The sequence below is a fragment of the Microbacterium sp. B35-04 genome (assembly GCF_010634885.1).
Lineage (GTDB): Bacteria > Actinomycetota > Actinomycetes > Actinomycetales > Microbacteriaceae > Microbacterium.
Window position 1 is genome coordinate 33,903 of the sequence record NZ_MWLP01000042.1, and the last position, 6,889, is coordinate 40,791.

Genomic DNA, 6,889 nt, shown 5'->3' on the forward strand with positions numbered 1-6,889 from the left:
CGGCAAGGTCATGCCCGGTCGTTGAGCGAGCGAGGAACGCGGTCGTTGAGCGAGCGAGGAACGTGGTCGTTGAGCGAGCTTGCGAGTCGAAACGCAGAGACGAAACGCCCCGAGCCGCCGAGCGGACGTCTTACGGCGTGTGCGTTTCGCCCCGGTCGTCGAGCATCCTGAGACCATGTGCAGTGACGACGAAGTCGTCGACGTTGCGGAGGTGCGCGCGCACGCTGCGCTCGGCGTCGAGGGCGCTCGCCTCGGCGTCGGCGTCCGCCTTGACGGCGACGAGAGCGTCGCCCTGGAGGCGGTGCCCGACCCAGCGGAGGCGGACGCGGTCGATCCGCGCGATGCCCTCGACATGTTCGAGGGCGTGCTCGGCGCGGTCGACGAGCTCGGGCTCGACGCCGTCGAGGAGGCGGCGGCCGACGCTGCGCACCGTGCCGATGAGCAGCACGAAGATCGCCGCCGCGATGACCAGGCCCACGATCGGGTCCGCGAGCGGGAAGCCGAGCAGCACGCCGATGCCGCCCAGCACCACCGCGAGCGACGTGAAGCCGTCGGTGCGGGCATGCACGCCGTCCGCCACGAGCGCGGCAGACCCGATGCGCTTGCCCACGCGGATGCGGTACACGGCGACGATCTCGTTGCCGGCGAACCCGATGACGCCCGCGGCGATCACCCACCCGAGGTTGTGGAGCGGCTGCGGGTGCAGCATCCGATCGATCGCCTGCCAGGCCGCCACGATCGCCGAGAGCGCGACGACGAACACGATGAAGAGGCCCGCCAGGTCTTCGGCGCGGCCGAGCCCGTAGGTGTATCGACGGGATGCCGCACGCCGGCCGAGCACGAACGCGATCCACAGTGGCACGGCCGTGAGGGCGTCGGAGAGGTTGTGGACGGTGTCGGCGAGGAGCGCGACCGACCCGCTGAACGCGACGACGATCGCCTGCAGCGCCGTGGTGGCGAGCAGGATCACGAGGCTGATCTTCAGCGCGCGGACGCCGGCTGAGCTGGCCTCCATCGCGTCGTCGATCGCGTCTGCCGCGTCGTGCGAATGCGGCACGAACAGCTCATGAAGGATGCCGCGCAGCCCGGTGGGATGGGAGTGACCGTGGTCGCCGTGGTCGCCGTGGCGGTGGTCACCGTGGTCGTGGTTGGCGTCGTCGGGCGCGTGGTGGTGAGGGTGACCGGCGTCGTCATGCGCATGGTCATGGTCGTGCGGCGCGGCAGGCTCAGGATCGTGCGGATGCGGGTGCTCGTCGTGGTCAGGATGCCCCGCGGTCTGCGCGCTCATTCGGCGCCCTGTTCGGCGTGGTGGTGGCGGGGCGTGCCGCCGAGCGAGTGCTCGGCCTGGTGGATCGCGTCGGCGACGAGGCGGGAGGCATGCTCGTTCTCGAGCCGGTAGAACACCCGCTGCCCCTCCTGCCGGGTCGAGACGATCCGCGCGAGCCGGAGCTTCGCGAGATGCTGCGAGACCGCGGCGGGCGACTTGTCGACGATGTCGGCGAGGTGGTTCACCGACAGCTCGCCGGCGTCCTGCAGGGCGAGGACGATCCGCACGCGCGTCGCGTCGGCCAGCATGGCGAACACCTCCACCGCGAGTTCGACGAAGCTGCTGTCGACCGCGTATCCGCATCCCTGCTTATCTGCACTCATACGCAGATAGTACGTCATTCCTCGGTCGGGAACGCACCCGGCCGTACTGCCGCCGGACCGGTGGGAAGCTGGCGGCATGCCGATCCTTCCCACCGTGCGTGATCCGCGGTTCATCACGATCCGGCGAGGCGGAACCCTCACCGACGAGGACCATCGCCTGCTCGCCGAGTGGGCGGCGCTGTGCGCCGAGCGTGTACTGCCTCTGTTCGAGCGCGAGCAGCCCGGTGACAGCCGCCCGCGCGATGCCATCGAGCTCGGTCGCGCATGGATTCGCGGCGAGGTTCCCATGAAGGAGGCTCACCAGCGGGCGTTCGTCGCGAATGCCGCGGGCAAGGGTCTGCCCGATCCTGCGAAGTTCGCCGCACTCGCGGCCGGGCAAGCCGTCGCCGTGGCGCACGTGGCAGCGCATGAGCTCGGCGCCGCGGCGTACGCGATCCGCGCGGTGGCGGCTGGGGCCACGCGCCCGGAGACTCCGGGCGACGCGCCAGCGGCGCATGGAGGGGGCGTGGGGACCGATTCAGCCGGCGAAACAGACGCGGCACGGCTGGCCGAACGGGACTGGCAGCGCTCGCAGCTGCCGGCACAGATCCGAGAGTTGGTGCTCGACGACCAGCGTCTCCGCAGCCCGATCTGCTGGAACGTCTTCGACGACTGAACCCAACCGCACCCGCCCCCCACGAGACAGGGGATCCGCGGCGAGATCGAGGGCACCGCCCCCTGGTTCGGCGCGAATCTCCGGGCTCGGCGAAACCCGGTCTCCACGAAACCGGCCACCCCGGCGCAGCGAACCGCGGTCCGGCTCAGCCGCGGGCGCTGCGCCGTTCGCGGTCGGCCGCGCGCAGACGCCGGCGCCGGCGGCGCGGCGGGGTGGGCGTCGCCGTCTGCGCTGCGGTCGGCAGCACGATCGGCTGCGTGACCACCGCGTCGACGACCATCGAGCCGTCGGTCGGACCGATGACCGCGATCGGCGTCGTCGGCGTCATCACCATCGGCGACACGGCCGCCGACGCGAGCTGGCGGTGCGCCACGAGGTAGGCGGGCACGAGCACGACGACAGCGCCGAGCCACGCGAGCGGGTTGCTCGCCGCCACGCCGATGAAGCCGAACATGCTCCCCAGCACGACGGCCGCGCCGACGCGCATGACGAGCTCGATCACACCGGTGACGGTGGGGATGAGGGCGTGGCCGAGTCCCTGCAGCGCACCGCGCAGGACGAAGAGGATGCCGAGGATCCAGTACGTCGCCCCGTTGATCGCGAGCATCTGCGCCGCCATCCCCACGACCTCGCTCGACCCTTCGCCGACGAACAGCTGCACCAGCACCGCACCGAACGCGATGAGCAGTGCCCCGAGCACGATCGCGGCGGCGACCGACATCCAGGTCGCCTGGGTGACGCCATGGCGGATGCGATCTGGCCGCCCGCCGCCGTGGTTCTGCGCGACGAACATCGACACCGCGAGTCCGAGCGACTGCAGCAGCGCGACGGCGAGACCGTCGACGCGGGATGCCGCGGTGTAGGCGGCGACCGCGTCCGCGCCGAGCCCATTCAGTGCGACCTGCACCGACAGCGTCCCGATCGCGATGATCGACGCCTGGAAGCCCATCGGAAGCCCCAGGCGGAGGTGCTCGGCGAGCTCGGCGCGGCGGACACGCCAGTCGGCGCGGCGCACATGGAGCACCGGCATCCGTCGACGGACGAACTCGAGGCACAGCAGCACCGAGATGGCCTGCGAGACGACGGTGGCGAGCGCGGCGCCGCCGACGCCCCAGCCGAGCGGGCCGACCATGAGGATCACCAGGACGACGTTGAGACCGCAGGCCAGCGTGAGGAAGACGAGCGGCGTGCGCGAGTCGCCGATCGCGCGGATGATCGCCGACAGGTAGTTGAAGAACATCATCGCGCCGGCGCCGAGGAAGCTGATCTGGGCGAAGACGACGGCGTCGTCCATGAGTTCGGCGGGCGTCCGCAGCAGCACGAGCAGCGGGCCGGCGAGCAGGGGCGCACCGACCGTGAGCAGCAGCGTGCACGCGCCGGTGAGGATGGTGCCGACCGCGACCGAGCGGCGCACCGCCGCGAAGTCGCGTGCACCGAACGCCTGCGCGGTGGGAATCGCAAACCCCGACGTCAGGCCCCACGCGAACCCCAGCAGCAGGAACAGCATGCTGCCCGTCGCGCCGACCGCTGCCAGCGCGTCGACGCCGAGATGGCGCCCGACGACGATCGCATCGACGAACTGGTACAGCTGCTGCACGACGTTGCCGATGAGCAGGGGGACGGCGAACACGACGATGACGCGCCACGGGCGGCCCGTCGTCAGGGCGGTGGTCATGAAGGCGGCTCTCGAAGGAGAAGGCGAGGAGGGGGACGGATGCCGCGGCAGCGGGTGGAGCGCGAAGGCGAGGGATGCGCGGGTGCGAAGCGACAGTCGCCTAGTGTATCGAATCGATTCGGCCTTTACCTGACGGTGTGCGCTGAATGACACGCCGACCGGGCAAACCGGTGACGAGCACTCCGCCCACGAGCAGGACACCGCCCACGATCTCCGCCGGCGTCGGGATCTGCCCGAGCAGGAGAGCGGCCGACGCCATCGCGACGACCGGCGCGAGCAGCACCCACGGCACGACGGCCGCGGAGCGGTTGCGAGCCAGCAGGCCGTTCCAGATCGAGTAGCCGATGATCGTGCACAGCACCGCGGTGTAGAGCGTCGAGACCAGCGACTGCCAGCCGAAGGCGGTGATCCCGGCGGCGATCGCCTCCGGTCCTTCGACCACGAGCGACAGCGCGAGCGCGGGCACCGGCACGACGAGGGCCGACCATACCGTGAGCGAGAGCGAGCCGAGCCGTCCCGACCCGCTCACCACGCCGGCCCCGCGCGAGATGACGTTGCCGATGCCCCACGAGAACGCCGCGGCGAGTGCCAGTGCCACCGCGAGTGCCGGAGCATCGCCGCCGCGTCCGGTCGCCACGATCGCGAGTCCGACGACGCCGACCGCGACGCCGACGGCCTGCGGGATGGTCGGGCGCTCCCGCAGCACCGAGGCGGCGATGAGGATCGTGAACACCGCCTGCGCCTGCAGCACGAGCGCCGCCAGGCCCGGCTGCAGCCCCAGCGCCATCGACGTGTAGAGCAGGCCGAACTGCCCGAGGCTCATGAAGAGCCCCACGCCGATCACGGTGCGCCAGGAGGTGCGGGGGCGAGGGACCACCACGACGGCGAGCGCGACGACCAGGAAGCGGATCGCGACGAACAGCAGGGGCGGGACCCCGGTCATGCCCCAGTCGATCACGACGAAGTTGAACCCCCAGAAGGATGCCACGGCCGCCGCCAGCACCATGTCGCGTCTGTTCACGCTTCTACCTCAGCGGGTTCGTGGATGAAGAACAAGCGATGCTTTTCTCATGGAACCGTGTAGCTTTGCTTCATGATCGATCTGGAAGCGGTGCTGTCACTGCGCGCGGTGGCCACGCAGGGCAGCGTCGTCGCTGCCGCGACGAGCCTCGGGTACACGCCGTCCGCGGTGTCGCAGCAGGTCAAGCGACTCGAACGCGAGACGGGCATCACTCTGCTCGAGCGCGCCGGGCGCGGGGTCATCCTCACCGAGGCGGGCACACGCCTCGTCGTCGCGTCCACGCCGATCCTCGCCGACCTCGAGCGCCTGCGCGCCGATCTGCAACTCACGGCGGGTGCCGATGACCAGGTCGTGGGTGAGATCAGGCTCGCCGCCTTCTCGACCGTCGTACGCGGCCTCGTCATCCCGGTGCTGAGCGACCTGGCGGTGCGGCATCCCGATCTGGCGCTGCCGCTCCGCGAGAGCGAGCCGTGGGAGTCGATCGCACTCGTCGCGTCAGGCCAGCGCGACCTCGGCATCGTGCATCGCTGGGGCGGCGTCGCCCTGGCGATGCCCGACCATCTCGTCTCGACACCGCTGTTCACCGATGTCGCCGACGTCATCCTGCCGCGCCACCACCCGCTCGCCGGTCGTACCGCCCTGCGCCCGGAAGAGCTCGCGGGCGAGAACTGGGTGGCGACGTTCGAGGCGACGATCTGCCGCCAGTGGCTGCGGCGGCTCTTCGACGGCGTCCCCAACGCACCGCGCATCGTGCACGAGTCGATGGAGTTCCAGAATCACCTGGAACTCGCCCGCGCCGGACGCGCGGTCGCGCTGGTGCCGCGCCTCGGCCGCGGTGACATCGGCCCGGACCTCGTCGCGATCCCGACCGTCGAGCCAGCCTCCACCCGCGACGTCCTCGCGGTGCACCGCCGTTCGCAGGAGGATTCGCCCGCCCTCCGCACCGCGCTGGACGCGTTCGTGGAGCATGCGCGCGTGATGTGATGGTGCGGGGCGACGAGGCGATGACCTGGGACTCAGTCCGAATCGGGAAGGACTCGCATCCCCCGAAGCGGGGCTGAGAGGACCGCCACGAGCGCGGCGATCGCGAAGACGACCATCACGACGACGAGCGTCCACTGATCACCGACGAGACCGACCGCCGCACCGCCCGCGAGCGCGCCGAGGGCCGCCGCGGTCCGGTTGGCCGAGCGGATATTCGCATTCACGCGTCCGAGCAGGGCATCGGGGGTGACCGCCTGTCGGAGGCCCATCTCGTTCGCGTTCTCGACGCCGGCCGCGAGCCCGTGGATCGCGAGCGCTATATAGAGGAGTACCGGCCCCGCCGACAACCACGCCGTCACAGCGACCAGCAGCCACGCGATCGGGTAGGCCGCGCGGGCGACGATGATCGCCGGCCCGGTGCCCAGCCACGACCCGAACCGGGCGGCGAAGGTCGCGCCGAGCAGAGCCGCCGATCCCGAGACGGCCAGCAGCAGCCCGAAGGTGAAGGCGGTGAACCCGAGGGACCGCAGCGCCAGCAGCGAGAGCACCGTGAACGCGATGCCGTTCGCGAAGAACCAGACGTGCGTCGACACCGCGAGCGGGCCGAGCGTCCGGTGCGCGTACGCCCAGCGCAGCCCCTCACGGATCTCGCGGCCGAGATTGCGCTCGAGGCGGCGCTCGCGAGGCTCATCCACGCGGATGCCCGCATTCAGCAGCGCATCGACGAGGTAGCTCCCCGCGTCGACCAGGAGCGCGATCGGCGCGCCGAGCAGGCCGACGAGCCCGCCGCCCAGTGCCGGACCCACCGTCTGGGCTGCGGCATCCGTCTGATCCAGGCGCGCGTTCGCGACCACGAGTCGCGACCGCGGAACGAGCCGGGGCAGGAACGACTGCGTCGCCGCGA

The 6,889-nt window shown here is 71.1% G+C and carries 7 protein-coding genes; 2 read left to right on the plus strand and 5 right to left on the minus strand.

What is annotated here, in order from left to right:
• Positions 1 to 130 precede the first annotated feature (130 nt).
• Together B1729_RS11760 and B1729_RS11765 are read right to left on the minus strand one after the other, a co-directional pair.
• Entirely contained in the window at positions 131 to 1,288 is a 1,158-nt protein-coding gene (locus B1729_RS11760) for a cation diffusion facilitator family transporter (protein WP_239539606.1), read from the minus strand.
• Complete coding sequence (locus B1729_RS11765) at positions 1,285 to 1,650, minus strand: metalloregulator ArsR/SmtB family transcription factor (RefSeq protein WP_163632847.1); 366 nt, start codon at positions 1,648 to 1,650, stop codon at positions 1,285 to 1,287. The genes B1729_RS11760 and B1729_RS11765 overlap by 4 nt, the downstream gene beginning before the upstream one ends.
• Before the next feature lie 76 nt (positions 1,651 to 1,726).
• On the opposite strand from B1729_RS11765, the gene B1729_RS11770 reads away from it, so the two are divergent.
• The gene (locus B1729_RS11770) at positions 1,727 to 2,305 is read left to right on the plus strand and encodes a putative immunity protein (protein WP_163632849.1); all 579 of its coding nucleotides are present in this window, start codon (positions 1,727 to 1,729) and stop codon (positions 2,303 to 2,305) included.
• A gap of 145 nt (positions 2,306 to 2,450) precedes the next feature.
• Here the strand turns inward: B1729_RS11770 and B1729_RS11775 are convergent, their stop codons facing one another.
• The gene (locus B1729_RS11775; RefSeq protein WP_163632851.1) at positions 2,451 to 3,980 is read right to left on the minus strand and encodes an MATE family efflux transporter; all 1,530 of its coding nucleotides are present in this window, start codon (positions 3,978 to 3,980) and stop codon (positions 2,451 to 2,453) included.
• 100 nt (positions 3,981 to 4,080) lie between these two features.
• Positions 4,081 to 5,001, minus strand: a complete 921-nt coding sequence (locus B1729_RS11780; RefSeq protein WP_163616180.1) for an EamA family transporter — start codon at positions 4,999 to 5,001, stop codon at positions 4,081 to 4,083.
• Between the two features lie 72 nt (positions 5,002 to 5,073).
• Between B1729_RS11780 and B1729_RS11785 the strand changes: the two genes are divergently transcribed.
• Positions 5,074 to 5,985, plus strand: coding sequence for a LysR family transcriptional regulator (locus B1729_RS11785; RefSeq protein ID WP_163616182.1), 912 nt, complete (start codon positions 5,074 to 5,076; stop codon positions 5,983 to 5,985).
• A 32-nt stretch (positions 5,986 to 6,017) separates the two neighbouring features.
• Here B1729_RS11785 and B1729_RS11790 read toward each other — a convergent pair.
• The coding region (locus tag B1729_RS11790; protein WP_163632853.1) for an MFS transporter at positions 6,018 to 6,889 on the minus strand (872 nt) is incomplete at its 5' end.

Coding starts and splice junctions, on each gene's coding strand:
- B1729_RS11760 (WP_239539606.1), bottom strand. CDS start 1,288: ATGAGCGCGCAGACCGCGGGGCATCCTGACCACGACGAGCACCCGCAT.
- B1729_RS11785 (WP_163616182.1), top strand. CDS start 5,074: ATGATCGATCTGGAAGCGGTGCTGTCACTGCGCGCGGTGGCCACGCAG.
- B1729_RS11770 (WP_163632849.1), top strand. CDS start 1,727: ATGCCGATCCTTCCCACCGTGCGTGATCCGCGGTTCATCACGATCCGG.
- B1729_RS11775 (WP_163632851.1), bottom strand. CDS start 3,980: ATGACCACCGCCCTGACGACGGGCCGCCCGTGGCGCGTCATCGTCGTG.
- B1729_RS11765 (WP_163632847.1), bottom strand. CDS start 1,650: ATGAGTGCAGATAAGCAGGGATGCGGATACGCGGTCGACAGCAGCTTC.